Consider the following 14557-nt stretch of genomic DNA (forward strand, 5'->3'; position numbering starts at 1 on the left):
GAACTTTTTTCAAACCTATACAAATTCTTGGAAGACGATAGAAAGCTCCCTCAGTAGGGCCTTGCGTCCTCTGAAGATTTCTCCTCCCATGAGACGGTCCACCAACTCTTGTTTTTCCTTACTCTGCTCGGATTTGTATGTCTTCAGAAGTTCGTGAAAGAGATAATAATCATCCAGTCTCAGCCCTTTTTCTCCTAAGCGGTGACTAATCTCACTCACCTCCTCATAGGGTTCTTTATCGAAACGACGCTTGTGACTTTCCTGTTTACGGATGTAATCTAGGATACGATTTCGGAATTTAGTTTTAAAGCAGACATATAGTTGGTGGCGTTCACCCGCTAGTAACTCTGGATGATGACTCACCAACTCATACAGGCACATCATACCTTCCTGATCCCAGTCCTCTATCTCCCACAGATGGAGGTGATAATCTTTTCGACACTTATGGACAATCCCTTTGCTTTCTTCGTACAATTCTTTTAGATTCATAGATCTCTCCTTTCTGCCTTTAGTCTAGCAGAATGCGAGAGCCTATGGGTCTCTTTCCTCTATTCTATACTTCTTCCGCCCTCAACGGCACATAAAAAGAGAGGCAGCGCCTCTCCGGGGTTATAATTCTGCAATTTGGTTGAGATTCACTTCTGCAATCGTATCATTACCAAACATAGAAATCATCATCTTCACTTTGTTGTTATCAATTTCAGTAATTTTACCTGTGTAGTCTGCAAAAGCACCATCAATGATTCGGACGGTTTGACCAACTTCAACGTCAATGTCGAACTCCTGAACAGTTTGTCCCATTGAAACCAGAATATCACGGATTTCTTGTTCCAATAGTGGAGTTGGTTTTGATCTGTTCCCGTGTGACCCGACGAATCCTGTTACGTTAGGTGTGTTTCGAACAACGAACCATGCTTCATCTGTCATGACCATTTCTACAAGGACATAACCCGGAAAGCGATTCTCTTCAATTTCTTTTTTCTTTCCATTTTTCTCAACTTGCACAGTTTGTGTTGGAATCTCAACGCGTAGAATATTATCCAACATGTTATAAGTTTGCGCACGTTGCAATAGATTTTCTTTTACCTTATTTTCATAGCCAGAATAAGTTTGTAGAACAAACCATCCCTTGTCAAAACTATCCATGATATTTCCTTTCATAATAGAAGAAAGCTAGCAAAAGTTCTCCGCTTTTCTTCTAAAAAATGTTAATAAATCGAATCAAACCTGAAACAATCAACTGGTCAAAAATGTAAATGATGACCACAAAGAAGGCTGTATATTCCATAATAGAGCGAAAATCTCTCCAGCTTTCTTTGCGAGTTGGCCAAGTTGTTTCTTTAAGAAGTTTAAAAATATCCTTAATAAAACCCATCGTTCTCTCCTATCTCGTTTCTCTATGTGTCGTATATTTTCCACAATGTTTACAAAATTTATTTACTTCTAGTCGTGTTGGCTTGGGGTTCCCACTAATTTTGATTGAGTAATTTCTTGAACCGCAAACTGCACATGCTAGGCTTGCTTTTTTTAGTGCCATAACGCCTCCATCTTATCTATTATAACAAGAAACCTAGGCTTTGACAAGCCTATTAGCGAAATAGATTGAGGATTGAGTCCCATATTGTCTGGGCTTTTTCTTTTATCTTGGCTTCTGAAATTGCCCGGCCTGCTTCATCTACAAGATTTTGAGCACGACTACGAATATCTCCTAGCGGATCTTCCGTCTGATTTGATTCATTTTCAACGACTTGTTGCTTGGTATTTTCTGGTTCAATACCATTTTGCTTATAGGCATTCTCAACCGTAAAGGTGCTGCCAGGAGTGTAAGGTAAGATGGTGTTGGCCATGCTTCTAAAGACATGTGCAGCGCCATTAGAGGTCGAACCTGCTAGATAATGGTTCTCATCTGTCGTTGGGAAGCCAAGCCAGTGGCTAATTACCACATCTGGAGTATAACCAATCACCCACTGGTCACTGGTATATTCCGGATTGAAAACAGCCTCAGTAGTACCTGTCTTCCCTGCCATGACATAATCTGCTGGCGATGAACTAATCCCTGTCCCATTAGTAAATGTTCCTAGCATCATACTAGTCATTTTATCGGCTACCGACTTATCAATCACTCGTTTTTGAGAGTTCTTATGACTCTTAATGACTTGTCCACTGGCATTTTCGATACGAGTGATAAAATGCGCCTCGGGCATCAGACCTTCGTTAGCAAAGGCTGCATAGGCTTGTGCCATTTGGAGAGGATTTGTCTCTACTCCTCCACCCAGAGCAACTCCGAGGACCCGGTCAACTTTCTCCATATTCAGACCAAATCTCGTTCCAGCTTCAAAAGCCTTATTGATTCCCAAATCATTTACAGTCGCAACCGCTGGTAGGTTGAGTGATTCTGCCAGGGCTTGATACATAGGTACTTCAGGAGAAGTCTTAATGCCAGCATAGTTGTCTACTTGATAACTGTCATACTGCATGGTGTGGTTGTCCAGTTGCTTGTTCAGAGCCCATCCAGCTTCCACGGCTGGAGTGTAAACGACCAAAGGCTTAATCGTCGAGCCTGGGCTGCGTTTAGACTGAGTTGCATAGTTAAAATTACGGAAACCTGATTTGTCATCACCAGCTACGCGACCAACAACTCCACGCACTCCACCCGTTTTAGGCTCTAGAGCAACACTACCTGATTCAGCATGCGTTCCGTCTTCTGCCGTTGGAAATAGCGCAGTGTTTTCGTAAATAACCTGCATGTTTGCTTGATAATTTTGGTCAAGTTCTGTATAGATTCGATAACCGTTGTTGACAATCTCTTCTTCTGTTAGATTATACTTAGAAACTGCTTCGTTGACAACCGCGTCAAAATAGGATGGGTAACGATAATCAGAAATCTTGCCTTCGTACTTATCTTGCAGTTGAGAAGCCATATCTACTCCAGCTGCTTCCGTTTCTTGATTTTTATCAATATAGCCTGCCGCAACCATGTTTTGTAATACAGTATCCCTGCGGTTAGTTGAATCTTCAATGGAATTCAAAGGATTATACAACTCTGGCCCCTTGAGCATCCCGGCTAGAGTTGCCGCTTGATCAAGGGTTAATTCCGCAGCCGATACACCGAAATATTTCTTACTCGCATCCTCTACACCCCAGACACCATTCCCAAAGTAGGCGTTATTGAGGTACATAGTAAGGATTTGCTCCTTGCTGTATTTCTTTGTCAATTCTAAAGCTAGGAAAAACTCCTTGGCCTTCCGTTCAACGGTCTGGTCCTGGGACAGATAGGCGTTTTTCGCCAACTGTTGGGTGATAGTAGAACCGCCTCCAGAACGACCTGCTGTGACAATAGCTAGGAAGAAGCGACCATAGTTAATCCCGTCATTTTTATAGAAGGAACGGTCCTCTGTCGCGACGACGGCATTCTGCAAGTCTTTACTAATATCTGTCAGCTCAACATAAGTTCCCTTTTGACCGGATAGGGCGCCAGCCTCTTTTTCTTCGCGGTCAAAAATCAGAGTTCTTGTTTTCAAGGCATTCTGCAAGTCATTGACATTAGTAGACTTGGCTATGGCAAACAGATAGGTCCCCACCAACAATCCTGTGCTCAATCCGATGATAAGCACAATTTTTGTTAAGTGATAGCGGCGCCAAAATTTCCGTATCGGACCTACATGGCCTAGTTTTTTTCTATCGCTCCGAGAACGACGCATACTAGTAGAATCAGACTCTGCTGATTCACTCGTTTCTTTTTTAAAGAGAGAAAGGAACTTCTCAAATAATTTATCTAATTTCATGCGTTTATTTTATCATCTTCACCATAGGAACTCAAGAATTTAGCTATTCCCTATCCAAATAGACCTTTTTTTGTTACAATATCTGTATGCAATTCACATTTACATTACCATCATCCCTGCCTCAAATGACGGTCAAGCAATTCCTAGAGGAACAACTCCTCATTCCCAGAAAGATCCGTCATTTTTTGAGAATAAAGAAGAACATCTTAATTAACCACGAAGAAGTTCACTGGAACGAGATGGTCAAGTCAGGGGATATTTGCCAGTTAACTTTTGACGAGGAAGATTATCCCCCAAAGGAAATCCTTTGGGGCAAGCCAGACCTCGTTCAAGAAGTTTATCAAGATCAATATCTCATTGTTGTCAACAAACCCGAAGGCATGAAAACTCACGGCAATCAACCAGATGAAATCGCCCTTCTCAACCACGTCTCTTCCTACGTTGGTCACACTTGCTATGTTGTTCATCGTCTGGATATGGAAACAAGCGGTTTAGTGCTTTTCGCTAAAAATCCTTTTATCCTTCCCATTCTCAATCGTTTGTTGGAGAAAAAGGAAATCGCTCGTGAGTACTGGGCACTCGTAGAGGGGCAAGTAGGGAGTAAAGAACTTATCTTCCGAGATAAAATCGGTCGTGATCGACACGATCGCAGAAAACGAGTGGTAGATCCCAAAAATGGGCAACATGCCGAAACCCAGGTAAGTCGATTAAAACAATTTCCAAATAAGACTTCTCTTGTTCGTTGCAAGCTAAAGACAGGCCGAACCCATCAAATCCGTGTTCACCTTTCTCACCATAAACACCCTATTCTAGGAGACCCTCTCTATAATAGTCAATCAAAGACAAGCCGGCTCATGCTCCATGCCTTCCGACTGTCCTTTACCCATCCACTCACCCTAGAAAAGTTTAGCTTCACTGCTCTTTCTGATACATTTGAGAGAGAATTAAAAAAGAATGGATGACCGCTAAATCATCCATTTTGTTTTATCTAAAAATAGAAAAAGCAAGACCTATTGGTCTTGCTTTTATCAACTCATGAATTATTTAGCAATTTTTGCAAAGTATTCAAGAGTACGTACAAGTTGTGCAGTGTATGACATTTCGTTGTCGTACCATGATACAACTTTAACCAATTGTTTGCCGTCAACGTCAAGAACTTTAGTTTGAGTTGCGTCGAACAATGAACCGTAAGCCATACCTACGATATCTGAAGATACGATTGGATCTTCTGTGTAACCGTATGATTCGTTAGCTGCTGCTTTCATAGCTGCGTTCACTTCATCAACAGTAACGTTCTTTTCAAGAACTGCTACCAATTCAGTAACTGATCCAGTTGGAGTTGGAACACGTTGTGCAGATCCGTCAAGTTTACCATTCAATTCTGGGATTACAAGACCGATAGCTTTAGCAGCACCAGTTGAGTTAGGAACGATGTTTGCAGCACCAGCACGAGCACGGCGAAGGTCACCACCACGGTGTGGTCCGTCAAGGATCATTTGGTCACCAGTGTAAGCGTGGATAGTAGTCATCAATCCTTCAACAACACCGAAGTTGTCTTGAAGAGCTTTAGCCATTGGAGCCAAGCAGTTTGTAGTACATGAAGCACCTGAGATAACTGTTTCAGTACCGTCAAGAACGTCGTGGTTAGTGTTAAATACAACTGTTTTAACGTCGTTTCCACCAGGAGCAGTGATAACAACTTTCTTAGCTCCACCTTTAAGGTGTTTTTCAGCTGCATCTTTCTTAGCGAAGAAACCAGTTGCTTCAAGAACGATTTCTACACCGTCAGTAGCCCAGTCGATTTGTTCTGGATCACGTTCAGCAGAAACTTTAACGAATTTACCGTTAACTTCGAATCCACCTTCTTTAACTTCTACAGTACCGTCGAAACGACCTTGAGTTGTGTCGTATTTCAACAAGTGAGCAAGCATAACTGGATCTGTAAGGTCGTTGATGCGAGTAACTTCAACACCTTCTACGTTTTGGATACGGCGGAAAGCAAGACGACCGATACGTCCGAAACCGTTAATACCAACTTTAACTACCATTAGTGATTTCCTCCTTATGAAAATCATGAAATTTTTATTGTGAAAAGAGTAACTTGAATCACTACAAATCACCTTTCAACGAACCTATTATATAACTATTTGAGCTTAATTGCAAGTGCTGACCTTGATTTTCTATGTCAGTTTCTTTTTGATAGGAAGCCTCTGTAATTTCTTTCTCTACTCATAGCGTAAGGATTCTACAGGATCCATTTTGCTAATCTTACGTGCTGGGAAGAAGGCAGAAATATAGCCAAGAAACAAAGCAAAAATGAAGGTCCCTAAAATAGAGAGAAGATTTAATTCAAAAACTTTAGAGATTGATGGATAGAAATGGCGAACAATAACATTCGCTAGACTGCCTAGCCCTTGAGCAATGATGAAAGCTATAAACAAGGCAATTCCTACAATCCAAAGAGCTTCGTAGATAAAGATTCCTTTCACATCTCTATTTTGATAACCAACGGCCTTCATGACACCGATTTCCTTAGAACGTTGCATGATATTGATATAAATGATGATGCCTATCATAACTGCTGCCACCACAATCGCTTGTGAAGAAAGCACAATCAGTAATCCCTGGATGACACGAATAAAGGTAATCACAATATCAAGAACAGCCTGTTGAGAGAGAACTGTGTACTTCTTATTTTTCTGCAATTCTTCTGTTACTGTTTTCGTACGAGATGGGTCTTTAAGCTCAAAAATAAAATAGGATACGGCCTTTGTGAATTCAGCTTCTTTTAAAATCGTTTCCATCTGCTTGGAAGCCATAAAACTATTACTATCCTCTGCATCATCTTCATCATTGATTACACGCACAATATGAGTTTGAAAACCTGCCAACTTGCTACCTTCAGCAGCATTTTCTACAATGGTTGCCGAGACTGGTTTGCCAATCACATCACTAGCTGTCAGATCCTTCCCGGTTTGTTCATTCCAATTTTTGAGCAAACTCATCGGAATCGTCAATCCCTCCTCGTTAACATCCGTATAAAGAGAGCCTGCTAGCACTTTTTCTTTTTCATTGCTACTAACAGAAATACTTGTATCTTCATACAAACTCACGACCTGAGCATAAGAAGGCAGGGCTTGGCTAAAATCCACTTCGTGTCCGTCTATGCTGATCTTTGACATGGTTATGCCAAAAGGACTCTCTAGATATTTAATGTTTTCTTTCCCAATCGTATCTGTGATATAGTTCTTATCATCTTGATTTAGAAAACCTCTTCCAGCAACGCTGGAATTCAGTGCAATCTGAACTTGGGAAGGAAGCTTGCCACCGTTGGTATTTTCATCAATCATTGAAATCAAGGCATTCCCTAGACCAAAAGAAATCAACACGCCTACAAAACCAATCGAGGTTGCCACTGCAATCAACAAGTTACGCCACTTTCTTTCCATAAAGTTACTTAAAGAAAGTTTGAATTTGTTTTTAAAAGACAATCCTTTATTTTTTGACTTCTTCAACGACTTCACCATCCTTCATTTTAACAATCACATCTGCATACTCAGTAACCTCCGGGTTATGAGTAACAATCAGTACAGTTTTCCCTACTTGGGCCAAATTTTTGAACACTTCCAAAACCATCTCCTGAGATTGAGAATCGAGCGATCCAGTTGGTTCATCAGCTACAATCATATCTGGTTGATTTACCAAAGCACGTGCAATGGCTACACGTTGTTTTTGCCCACCAGAAAGCTGTTTTACATTCTTAGCCATAAAAGGCTCCATCCCTAGACTGAGAAGTTGCTCCTGAGCGATCCTTGTCATTTCTTTATCCGATAAATCTTTGACATAGAGAGGCAACTTGACATTATCTAGAACAGATTGATGGGGGATGAGATTGAAGTTTTGAAAGACAAACCCAATGTTGTCTTTGCGAAATTGAGTCAATTCAACCTCTGACAATTCCTTGAGAGACTCTCCTTTAAAGTCTAAAATTCCCTCGTACTCCCTATCTAAACCGCTGATAATATTTAATAGACTGGTTTTTCCACAGCCTGACGGACCATAAATCGCCGTGATTTTCCCTTCAGAAATCTGCAGGTTAATATTTCTTAGAGCCTGCTCTTTATGTTTGCCGTCCAAAGCGTAAAATTTTGAAATATTTTTCATGGATAAAATAGACATTATAATCTCCTTTAATCACTTGCGTTATCGTGTACCGATACAAACTAAAATAAACAATGCTAATATAAATTAATCTAACAGAATCAGATTCAAAAAAATTCCTTCTTTTTTCGAATCCATTTTAACAAAAAAGCGACATTCCTCCAATGACAGAAATGTCACTCCTATAAACTCTTTAACGATATCTTTCTAGATCCTCGGCCCATTCATTGTCTAAACTAACGAGTAACTTCTCATTGCCAAACATCCTTGCCATCATTTTTGCTTCTTCATACTTTTGTTTGGCTGTTTCATAATCCGTCTGAATATAATATTTCCACTCCACCATCAAGACAATCGGTTGTTTTTGAAAATCTCGTGTTTTTTCAGCAATCCAATTGAGTTTTTCCACCGCCAACTTAAATAACTCTAGGTTGTTAAGCAGTTCACAACTACCTAATCCTGCAAATAACACGTCTCGAACTAGAAATAAATCTTTGGCACTACTTTTCTCTACTCTATCACAAACCTTTTGAAACATTGATTGAAGTTTTGTCTGCTTATCAATAGATAAGTGTCCTTTTTTAATATTTTCTAAATAACTACATAAAAAATACAATCTAATTTTTAAAAAATCTGAAAACGAAAACTCACCTTGATTACAAAGTTCGTCCAAATACTCATCTACTAGCGCAAGGCCATACTGTTCATCATCAGTCGATCTCACCTCATCTATAGCTTGAAGACAATCCACTATCACCTTCTCATCACGTGGCAAATCATCATAAAAATATTCAAAAATCTCATCAAAATATTCTTCCTTCTGTTCCTGCAACTCTTTGTCTCCATAGTCAGGATGATGAAGAAGAAAGTATTTTAATTCTTGGTAACGCTTGGGTAATTCCTTGTAGTCTGGCATCAAGACATAGGATGGAATGCCTAGCCTATCCGCAATATATTCTAGTGTTTTTATCGTAGGACGAAACTCTCCTTTTTCGATGCGGACCAACTGACGGACGGATAATTCAGACTCATCCCCACAAAAGACTGGACGACTAAGCCCTTTCTCCTCTCTAAGAAGCCGTACCTTTTCCCCTAAATCATTCATTTCTTACATTTCTCCCTCGGCTCGATACAAAAACTTTGATAGTCAAACAAACATATGCGCTTATTATACCATTTTTCAAGAAAATGTACAAAAAAGAGACAGGATTTCTCCTGTCTCTAGGCTGATAAACGATTATTTACGACGTCCTGGACGTTCTGCATAACCATAGTAAGCATCTGCCATGATTTCTTCCATGTCAGCTACCATTGGCAAGCGTGGGTTAGCAGGTGAACATTGATCTTCATAAGCAAGCAAGGCAATTTCATGCAAGCTGTCTTTCCAAGCTTTTTCATCAATTCCTTGATCCTTAAAGTTCATCTTGATACCTACTGCAACACCAAGTTCGTAAACAGCTTTAGCGTATGCTTCAACTGCTTCTTCTGGAGTTGAGTGAGGCAAGCCAAGCATTTTCGCGATGTCTTGGAATTTCTCATCAGCTTTCCAGTAGTTGTATTTAGGCCATGTAGTCGTCTTAGATGGACGAGTTCCGTTGTAACGGATAACATATGGAAGCAAGATTGCGTTTGTACGTCCGTGAACAGTGTGGTGAACACCACCGATCTTGTGGGCCATTGAGTGGCTCATACCAAGGAAGGCATTGGCGAAGGCCATACCAGCCATCGTAGACGCATTGTGCATTTTTTCACGTGCTTCTGGGTCAGCTGTCTTAACAGATTTTTCCAACCATTCAAAGACAAGTTTGATTGTTTGAAGCGCGATACCGTCTGTGTAGTCGTTAGCAAAGTTTGAAGTGTAGGCTTCAGTAGCGTGAGTCAAGACATCCATACCTGTATCAGCAGCGATGAAGTCTGGAACGGATTCAACCAAAGCAGGGTCAACAATGGCAATAGTTGGTGTCAATGAGTAGTCAGCCAATGGGTATTTACGGTTGTTTTTCTTATCAGAGATAACGGCAAATGGTGTTACTTCTGAACCTGTACCTGAAGTTGTTGGAATACCGATGTATTTCGCTTTCTTACCAAGTGATGGGAAGCGGAAGGCACGTTTACGGATGTCCATGAATTTTTGAACCAAGTCACGGAAGTCGATTTCTGGTTGTTCGTAGAAGAGCCACATTACTTTGGCTGCGTCCATTGGAGAACCACCACCAAGAGCGATGATTGTGTCTGGTTCAAATGCTTTCATCACTTCAGCACCACGTTCTACAGTTGTGATGTCTGGATCTGGTTCAACATCTGAGAATACTTGGATAGTTACACGGTTGCTACGTGCGTTCAATTGATCAATAACACGTTGAACAAAGCCAAGTTTTTCGATAGATTTGTCTGTAACAATCAGAACGCGCTCAATATCTTCACATGTTTGAAGGTATTGGATAGAATTGCGTTCGAAGTAAATTTTTGAAGGAACTTTAAACCATTGCATATTATTTCTACGTTTCCCTACTTTCTTGATGTTTAGAAGGTTAATAGCGCTCACGTTATCACCAACTGAGTTGCGTCCGTATGAACCACATCCAAGTGTCAATGATGGGATGAAGGCATTGTATACGTCACCGATACCACCGAAAGTAGATGGAGAGTTCCAGATAATACGCATAGCTTTGATTTCTGTACCAAAGCGTTTAGCAAGCTCTTCGTCTTTTGTATGGATAGCTGCTGAGTGACCAAGTCCGTTAAACTCAACCATTTGACGAGCTTTTGTAAGACCATCTTCTGTGTCTTCAGCTTTTAGGACAGCAATAACTGGTGACAATTTCTCACGAGTCAATGGTTCTTTTGGTCCTACTTCTGCACATTCTGCAGCCAAGATGTTTGTTCCTTCTGGAACGCTGAATCCTGCTTGTTCTGCAATCCATGTAGCTGGTTTACCAACGATGTTGGCATTTAGTTTAGCACCAGCACAGTTTTTGCTGTTTGCTTTAACGCCGAAACAGAATTCTTCAAGAAGGGCTTTTTCTTTTTTGTTTACAAAGTAAGTGTGATATGATTTGAATTCTTCTACAAATTCGTCATATACTTCTTTATCAATGATAACCGCTTGCTCTGATGCACAGACCATACCATTATCAAAGGATTTAGACATAACGATGTCATGGGCAGCTTGACGAAGGTCAGCTGATTTCTCAATATAGGCTGGAACGTTTCCGGCACCTACCCCAAGAGCTGGCTTCCCACATGAGTAAGCAGCCTTAACCATGGCATTACCACCAGTTGCAAGGATAGTCGCAATACCTTCGTGGTTCATAAGCGCTCCAGTTGCTTCCATAGATGGCTCTGTAATCCATTGAACACAGTTTTCAGGAGCTCCAGCTGCGATTGCCGCATCACGAACGATTTGTGCTGCATGGGCAGAAGATTCTTGAGCTGATGGGTGGAAGGCAAACACGATTGGATTACGTGTTTTCAAAGCAATCAATGATTTGAAAATTGCTGTTGATGTTGGGTTTGTTGTTGGAGTGACACCACACACAACACCGACAGGTTCTGCAATCTTAGTCAATCCTGTAACGGGATCATCTTCGATAACTCCGACAGTTTTAACTCCGCGCATGTTATTCACAACATGTTCACAGGCAAAAAGGTTTTTTGTCGCCTTGTCTTCAAATACACCACGACCAGTTTCTTCAATTGCGTGTTGTGCTAGGATACCGTGCGCATCAAGAGCTGCAACTGAAGCTTTCGCTACGATGTAGTCAACTTGTTCTTGGTTCAACTTGCGCATTTCATCAAGCGCAACCAAAGCTTTTTGTACTAGTCCGTCTACATGCTTTTCAGCAGCGAGTTGTTTTTGCTCAGGTGTTACAGTTTTTTTATCAGCCATATTTTCCTCCATAGCCTTAAAGGATTTAAACCCTTTGTTAATTTTTTCACAAGTTTATTATAACTCTTTTTTCAGACTTTGTAAACAGTTTCATGCAGATTTCACAAAGAAATTTTATTCATTTGTGAAATTATTATCAATATCGCAGTGCTATGGGATTTTACTCTAATGATTGTGAAATTAGAATAAAAATATTTTTATTTCACAAACTTTTTCTACATTGAGGATTCTTCTCTAACAAGTATTTTGGTAAGCGCTTTCTTTTTCGTCTGTAAGAATACCCCCTAATTAGGAGGTTATTGTTTTTGTTGGAAAACGCCTTGTTTAAAGCTTCCTTCATAGACAACTTCTTGCTCGGTTGTCAATTTCCCTTGACCTTCGGCCTGGCCGTTTACAAAATCGCCTTCGTATTTCCAGCCAGATTTGGACTGGAAGGTTCCTTTACCATTGAAAGCCCCATTATTGAACTCTCCTGTGTATTGGTCCCCGTTTTCAAAAGTCATAGTCCCCTGACCATTCATCTTTCCTCTTACCAAGGTTCCATCATAAACAAGGGCACCATTGTCAAGTGTCAGTACTCCTTTTTTTGGTATGTTTAGTAGAAAAACTGACAAGGCACAGATAGCGATTAGCAGAACGGTTGCAATCTCTATACGCGGGCGAGTTAGATATACTCGATATTTTTCGAAGATTTCTTTAAACTTTTCCATTGTCACTCTCATTTTCTAAACGGTCTAACCAGCTTTGGCATCCACTTGTGATGCGCGCATAGGTTTCCTCAAAATCTCCTGTGTACCATGGATCCGGAACACTTTCAGATGCAAAAGCATAAATCTTGTGCTCTTGTTTCTGAGGACACATTTGACGCAAATCTGAAACGTTTGAAGCATCCATACCGATAATATAATCAAACGACTCAAAGTCTTCTCTGCCAATCTGAAGCGATGTTTTGTCTTTGTCATAAGGAATCTGATACTGCTGGAAAATCCCTTGCGTTCCCTTATGAATCGGATTGCCATGTTCCCAAGACGAAGTTGCACGACTCTCAACTTGATAATCACTCGTCATGGACTTCATCACAAACTCTGCCATAGGACTGCGGCAAATATTTCCCAAGCACACAAATACTATTTTTTTCATCCCTTTTCCTCTCATATCATAGAAAAACGGGAGTGATAGGATCCCGTTTTATTCTTCGATTGCTCCACTTTCGTCGATAACTGCTCCTTCTGGTGTCACAGCTTCTTTGAGGGGCAACACTGTCTTTATAGCAGCTAATTCAAAAGTCAAATAAACACCATCTACGTCCAGTACGATTGTTCGTTTCTCAGTATCTACTTCATCCACCGTTCCGTAGAGTCCACCGATTGTGATCACTTCATAGCCTTTTTGAAGCTTGTTCAAGCTTTCCATACGCTTTTGTGCTTGTTTCTTTTGAGAACGTTGCATAAAGAACATCAAGGCAAACATACCTACAAGCATGATCACAAATGTTAAATTTGGACTAATATTTTCCATATTATTTTCTCCTTTGTATTTTACATAGGACTACTATATCAAATTTCAACTACTTTTACAAGGTTGTGCCTTGTTTTTATGCCAATAAAAAACTTTGTATGTGATACTCATGACGTTCAAAAACAATTAGAATCCCACATCCCTCCTTCACCAAAAGCCTTTTCATTGTTTATGATATAATAAATATGGTAACAGTGCAACGATATCTGAATATCTACGCTATCATATTGCAGACAAAAAGAAGGCACAAATACCTTCTTAGTCCTTTCTTATCTTGACATTACTAAATACTGCCACTAAAATATTTCCGAATAGAAATGTCCCCATCACCCAATATATGGAATCCGTTGTTAGGTATTGGCGATCCAAGCCATCCTTTAAATTCAAGAGTATCACTGTTTGGTGAAAAATCAAAAAGGTTGGCCAGAAACTTTTTTTAAAAAGAATAGATACTTTCATTTATGTTACCGCTTTCTTTTTCTATGCTTTTAGTGTATGATTAAATTGAAAAAAAATCAAATAAAAAGGAGAACTCGTCATGTATAAACAATTCAAGTACTTTTGTCTTTTAGCTACGATTTGCTTATGTGTTGGTGCTATCTCACCACTATCTGTTTTGGCAAACAATGAACCATATGCAACACAAATCGATGATAGTTCAGACTCTACACAGATAAATATCATAAACGATGCCGTTCTTGAAATTGTTTATGGTGATGGAAGAAAAGATATTGTCGAAAAACGTCCAGATGGTGTATATTTAAATGGTCAATTTTTTAGTGAGTATGAGAGAAATTTCATTAGCAACTCGGTAACTTTTAGGGCAATAAATCCAAAGGCTTGGCATTATGTCTCAACCGTTAGAGGAAATGTACTGGAAAATTCTTTTAGAGATAATTTGATGAATTTGGGGTTAAGTGCATTCTTTGCAAAATTAGGAGCTATTATTGGTGGTCCTTGGACTTGGATAATCGGCGCAGCATTTTCTGGTATAGGCGTCTATCAATCCTGGCTTCAATCAAATAGCCCTTATCCGTACTACATCACTACCACTTATATAAATGCATATCAAAGGAAGTGGAAATTTATTACTCAGTTTTATAAAAATTCTAACTACTCAGGATATGTCAAAACTGAAACCACCTACGTTAATTTTTAATAAATTAATCTAACATCTCTTTTAGGTCCTATAGAAAATGGTGGA

The 14557-nt window shown here is 39.9% G+C and carries 16 protein-coding genes; 2 read left to right on the top strand and 14 right to left on the bottom strand.

Annotation, left to right across the window (positions count from 1 at the left end; genetic code table 11):
* Positions 1-15: 15 nt before the first annotated feature.
* The 5 genes from HMPREF8571_RS10665 to pbp2a form a co-directional block, all read right to left on the bottom strand.
* On the bottom strand, positions 16-489 hold the full coding sequence (locus tag HMPREF8571_RS10665; protein ID WP_001049380.1) for a hypothetical protein: 474 nt from the start codon (positions 487-489) through the stop codon (positions 16-18).
* A 120-nt stretch (positions 490-609) separates the two neighbouring features.
* Complete coding sequence (gene nusG, locus HMPREF8571_RS10670; RefSeq protein ID WP_000376729.1) at positions 610-1146, bottom strand: transcription termination/antitermination protein NusG; 537 nt, start codon at positions 1144-1146, stop codon at positions 610-612.
* Between the two features lie 52 nt (positions 1147-1198).
* Complete coding sequence (secE, locus tag HMPREF8571_RS10675; protein WP_000505776.1) at positions 1199-1375, bottom strand: preprotein translocase subunit SecE; 177 nt, start codon at positions 1373-1375, stop codon at positions 1199-1201.
* Between the two features lie 9 nt (positions 1376-1384).
* The gene (rpmG, locus tag HMPREF8571_RS10680; RefSeq protein WP_001809375.1) at positions 1385-1537 is read right to left on the bottom strand and encodes a 50S ribosomal protein L33; all 153 of its coding nucleotides are present in this window, start codon (positions 1535-1537) and stop codon (positions 1385-1387) included.
* A gap of 52 nt (positions 1538-1589) precedes the next feature.
* Positions 1590-3785 carry a penicillin-binding protein PBP2A gene (pbp2a, locus tag HMPREF8571_RS10685; protein WP_000762642.1) on the bottom strand — a complete coding sequence of 732 codons (2196 nt, stop codon included), beginning with the start codon at positions 3783-3785 and terminating at the stop codon, positions 1590-1592.
* A gap of 86 nt (positions 3786-3871) precedes the next feature.
* Here pbp2a and HMPREF8571_RS10690 point away from each other — a divergent pair, with 86 nt between their 5' ends.
* Positions 3872-4747: an RluA family pseudouridine synthase gene (locus HMPREF8571_RS10690; protein ID WP_141553709.1), complete on the top strand. Its 876-nt coding sequence runs from the start codon at positions 3872-3874 to the stop codon at positions 4745-4747.
* 78 nt (positions 4748-4825) lie between these two features.
* On the opposite strand, the gene gap is transcribed toward HMPREF8571_RS10690, so the two are convergent.
* The 9 genes from gap to HMPREF8571_RS10730 all read right to left on the bottom strand — a co-directional run bounded on the left by gap (position 4826) and on the right by HMPREF8571_RS10730 (position 13812).
* Positions 4826-5833: a type I glyceraldehyde-3-phosphate dehydrogenase gene (gap, locus tag HMPREF8571_RS10695; RefSeq protein ID WP_000260681.1), complete on the bottom strand. Its 1008-nt coding sequence runs from the start codon at positions 5831-5833 to the stop codon at positions 4826-4828.
* A 177-nt stretch (positions 5834-6010) separates the two neighbouring features.
* Positions 6011-7312, bottom strand: coding sequence for an ABC transporter permease (locus tag HMPREF8571_RS0102025; RefSeq protein WP_004240534.1), 1302 nt, complete (start codon positions 7310-7312; stop codon positions 6011-6013).
* The gene (locus HMPREF8571_RS10700) at positions 7281-7964 is read right to left on the bottom strand and encodes an ABC transporter ATP-binding protein (protein WP_004240536.1); all 684 of its coding nucleotides are present in this window, start codon (positions 7962-7964) and stop codon (positions 7281-7283) included. The genes HMPREF8571_RS0102025 and HMPREF8571_RS10700 overlap by 32 nt, the downstream gene beginning before the upstream one ends.
* Positions 7965-8139: 175 nt before the next feature.
* Positions 8140-9051, bottom strand: a complete 912-nt coding sequence (locus HMPREF8571_RS10705) for a helix-turn-helix domain-containing protein (protein ID WP_000998722.1) — start codon at positions 9049-9051, stop codon at positions 8140-8142.
* Positions 9052-9183: 132 nt separating this feature from the next.
* Complete coding sequence (gene adhE / locus HMPREF8571_RS10710) at positions 9184-11835, bottom strand: bifunctional acetaldehyde-CoA/alcohol dehydrogenase (RefSeq protein ID WP_000764003.1); 2652 nt, start codon at positions 11833-11835, stop codon at positions 9184-9186.
* A 296-nt stretch (positions 11836-12131) separates the two neighbouring features.
* A complete protein-coding gene (locus tag HMPREF8571_RS10715; RefSeq protein ID WP_000410448.1) occupies positions 12132-12545 on the bottom strand; it encodes an MORN repeat-containing protein in 414 nt (137 codons plus the stop codon).
* The gene (locus HMPREF8571_RS10720; protein ID WP_000724858.1) at positions 12532-12975 is read right to left on the bottom strand and encodes a low molecular weight protein-tyrosine-phosphatase; all 444 of its coding nucleotides are present in this window, start codon (positions 12973-12975) and stop codon (positions 12532-12534) included. Before HMPREF8571_RS10720 ends, HMPREF8571_RS10715 begins: the two co-directional genes overlap by 14 nt.
* Before the next feature lie 48 nt (positions 12976-13023).
* Complete coding sequence (gene yajC / locus HMPREF8571_RS10725; protein WP_025168480.1) at positions 13024-13344, bottom strand: preprotein translocase subunit YajC; 321 nt, start codon at positions 13342-13344, stop codon at positions 13024-13026.
* Between the two features lie 267 nt (positions 13345-13611).
* Complete coding sequence (locus HMPREF8571_RS10730) at positions 13612-13812, bottom strand: hypothetical protein (RefSeq protein WP_000868619.1); 201 nt, start codon at positions 13810-13812, stop codon at positions 13612-13614.
* A 79-nt stretch (positions 13813-13891) separates the two neighbouring features.
* On the opposite strand from HMPREF8571_RS10730, the gene HMPREF8571_RS10735 reads away from it, so the two are divergent.
* The gene (locus HMPREF8571_RS10735) at positions 13892-14512 is read left to right on the top strand and encodes a hypothetical protein (RefSeq protein ID WP_000277955.1); all 621 of its coding nucleotides are present in this window, start codon (positions 13892-13894) and stop codon (positions 14510-14512) included.
* Positions 14513-14557 lie beyond the last annotated feature (45 nt).

This window comes from Streptococcus mitis ATCC 6249 (assembly GCF_000146585.1).
GTDB lineage: Bacteria > Bacillota > Bacilli > Lactobacillales > Streptococcaceae > Streptococcus > Streptococcus mitis_AZ.